Raw genomic sequence first — 2900 nt, 5'->3', positions numbered from 1 at the left:
GGATTTTGTAGGGCGAAAAGCGGAGGTCCCATGCTACTATCCGGCACAGTTTTATTTGCAGGAAAGCGACGATGTAGATTCACGAATCGCAGAAACCAAAAAGCCCCGCTGCCAGGCGGGGCTTTTTGGAAAATCTTGAACAGGCCGTTTGCTTGCGGATCACCTGTTCAACACACATAACGTGAGCTGATTATGGCGTTCACTGAGGCTTTGTGCAAGCCGTCAAAAGTGAAGCCTTCAGTTCACCGCTGAACGGTGGACTTATGGAAAAGATTCTTCAGCAGGCTGTGCCCCTTCTAAAGGCAGACCTGTACCCCCAGCATCACCAAAACCTGACACGGTTTACCGTAGCGCATGGCCTTCATGGCCAAGGCGGTGAAGCATGAGGCACCTCAAGGCCGTCAGGCTCTCCCCTTCTGACCCTCACTCTGCTTTACGTCGCCCCGGTCGGGCAAAGCCTGCCCGTTACGCGGCTCCCCGTCACCTCTCTGAACAACAGCTTAAAAATCCCCTGATCCGCTCGGCCTATGAGCGCCTGAGCAACATGGACAGCTACCGGGGCCAATACCTGCGCCGCCTGGATGGCGTTCACGGAGATCGGTGTACCCGGCGAGAGAAGTTTCTGGCCATCGAGCGCGTGGCCGAGCAGCTGCTGGTGCGCCTGGACCTGGCCACCAGCGTGCTGGGCTACATCGACCCCGACAATGGCCGTTATGTGCTGAACACTCAGTGTGGCATTGCCGAGGATGCCGGTATCTCGGCACCGGCGCTGTGTCGCCTGATGAAAACCCTGGATGATGCGGGGTATGTGTACCGCCGTATCGAGCGCATTCGCCTGGACGAGAAGGACGATAACGGTCTGCATCTGGTGCGCACCCGCGTCCTGATCCGCTTCACCAAGCTTTTCTGGAAAGACCTTGGCTTGGCCTATGTTCATGAACGCGTGCAGAAGTCGGCCAGGAAGCGTCGCGATGCTCAGCTGCGCGACATAGGGCAACAGCGCTTGGCGGACATGGAAAAGCACTCTCTGGAACTCCAGCGCCGTGAAACGTCGCGTCAGCGCTGGCAGGCCAAGGAAAATCGGGAGGCGGGCGTACCGGATACGCAAGATGTCGCGGACTCCAGCACATCGCCGCCAGTGAGCAACACCGTGTCCAGTGCGCTGGATAGGCTCCTGGCGTCGAGGAGCAAAAAAGCCTAACAGGCCCCCACTTTGTCCGAAAACTGCATCCGCTCACGCGGAGGCATTGTCACGCCTGCGTTTTAAGGGAGGTGGGTGACCCTATGGCCAGGCACCACAATGACCGCTCGACGGCGCTGGTTGTGCCGTTTTTTGGCTGTGCCAATAGCTCTTTTTGGCCACGCCGGAGGTGGCGCACTGGCGGGTTTGAAATAAATGAAATTTTATCCCCCCTTCAGTTTCCCCTTTCAGGAAAAACAGGGATTTACGCGGTGGAAACCCACCTCATAAAGCAGTAATGCACGCGCAAGTCGTGCCTTCGGCACGGCGCGTATGTCTGCGCCTATACGTCAGTGAAACAGCCTGTCTAAGCGGCCCAGGGCGATAAAACTGCCCTGCCCTGGCCTGCGGCCACCCTGCGGGCGCTAAGACCCGGATAAATCGGCCTGGAACGGCAAGCCGCCCCAGTCCTCAACCGGGCGCGTGTGCGCGCAGGCTGCTCAAATAATTATGCGCATGGCAAATCGCTCTTTGCCTTCAATGAAGGCATGCGTTTTGCGCAGTTGGTCTGCCTTGACAACGGTGCGGCACATCAACATCCGCGATAAATTAGGGCTGCTACTGAAGGGCGTGGCTCTTGCGGGCCCCAAGCCGACCCCTTACTCTGCAAGCCAAATGAATTTGATCTGGAAGGAACACCACCATGGCTCTGACGAAAGACCAATTGGTTGCCGGTATTGCAGAAGCTATCGATGCGCCAAAAACCACAGCGCGTAAGGCTCTTGATGCATAGGAATTTCAAAATGCCTATGCATCAAGTTGACGCTATGACGGAGGCGTCATGCCTTCATAGCGATGCGTAGTAAGACACTGATGCGTTACTTATGCAGTGAAAATCCCTATCAACAAGCGTTAATGCAGGTTATTTCACCGCGAAGCCTAGGTGCGGACGCACCTTCCCCCTCTCAGGGCTTCACGTACCTCATCTGCGCGATCGCCTGAGCGTTGAGGACCAGTCCTTGCACCGTCAGCCCGCTGATTGCCGCCGTGTAGACCATCCGCGCGCCACACAGCACGCAGCGGAACGGATCGACGTTTAGAAAGGCTTTGGCCATCTGCACAAAATACAGCTTCGGTGTCGGTCCTGGCGTCGCCATCTTCAATGCTTCATACACCTTCGGCAGGTATTTCCCACACACCCGATTGGCCAGAAAACCAAAATACCGGATCTCCGGATCATCCGGAAATGCTTTTCCGGGATGTGCTGCACCACCCGGCGCAGCATGTCGGCCTGGCTCAGCGTTTCCTGCTGATAGGTCTGTGTGCGGTGATCCAGGTAGGTAAAGCTCAACGTGGCTCTGGAGGTGTAATGCGCCAGACGACTGCCCGAGATCGGCGGTTTTTTCAGGTAGCGGCCCAGGTAATTGACGGTCTTTCGCCCGTTTTCCGTCTTCTTCGACAAGTGGATGTGCCAGTTCTGGCCACCAGCGGTCAGTATCAGACGGCGCCAGTCGCTTTCACAGTGGATGTGGGCCAGCTGCGGCGGCATCGTCAGTTGCGAAAGCGGCTGTCCCAGCAGGTAATCGCGCACCAGCCACATCCAGAGCCGCCGCAGGGCCTCTTTGTGGAACGACAGATTTTTCCAGACGCCCTGCTCATCCAGGCCGCCCGCGGTCACCGACAGGTGGACGTGGGGATGCCAGTTGAGCCGCCGGCCATA

General features: G+C 57.4%; 1 protein-coding gene and 2 pseudogenes. 2 read left to right on the top strand and 1 reads right to left on the bottom strand.

Annotated features, from left to right (window positions below; genetic code table 11):
- Positions 1-382: 382 nt before the first annotated feature.
- Complete coding sequence (locus AO277_RS12280) at positions 383-1201, top strand: hypothetical protein (RefSeq protein ID WP_257214221.1); 819 nt, start codon at positions 383-385, stop codon at positions 1199-1201.
- 682 nt (positions 1202-1883) lie between these two features.
- Positions 1884-1967, top strand: a pseudogene (locus AO277_RS12275) (HU family DNA-binding protein); the annotation flags it as partial.
- A gap of 178 nt (positions 1968-2145) precedes the next feature.
- On the opposite strand, the pseudogene AO277_RS12270 reads toward AO277_RS12275, so the two are convergent.
- Positions 2146-2900, bottom strand: a pseudogene (locus AO277_RS12270) (IS91 family transposase); the annotation flags it as partial.

It is taken from the genome of Pseudomonas amygdali, assembly GCF_002699855.1.
Taxonomy (GTDB): Bacteria; Pseudomonadota; Gammaproteobacteria; order Pseudomonadales; family Pseudomonadaceae; genus Aquipseudomonas; species Aquipseudomonas amygdali.
This window is presented reverse-complemented; position numbering and strand designations above follow the sequence as displayed.

Bases quoted from the DNA above. Each gene is read 5' to 3' on its own strand.
- AO277_RS12280 (WP_257214221.1), top strand. From the start codon at position 383: ATGAGGCACCTCAAGGCCGTCAGGCTCTCCCCTTCTGACCCTCACTCT.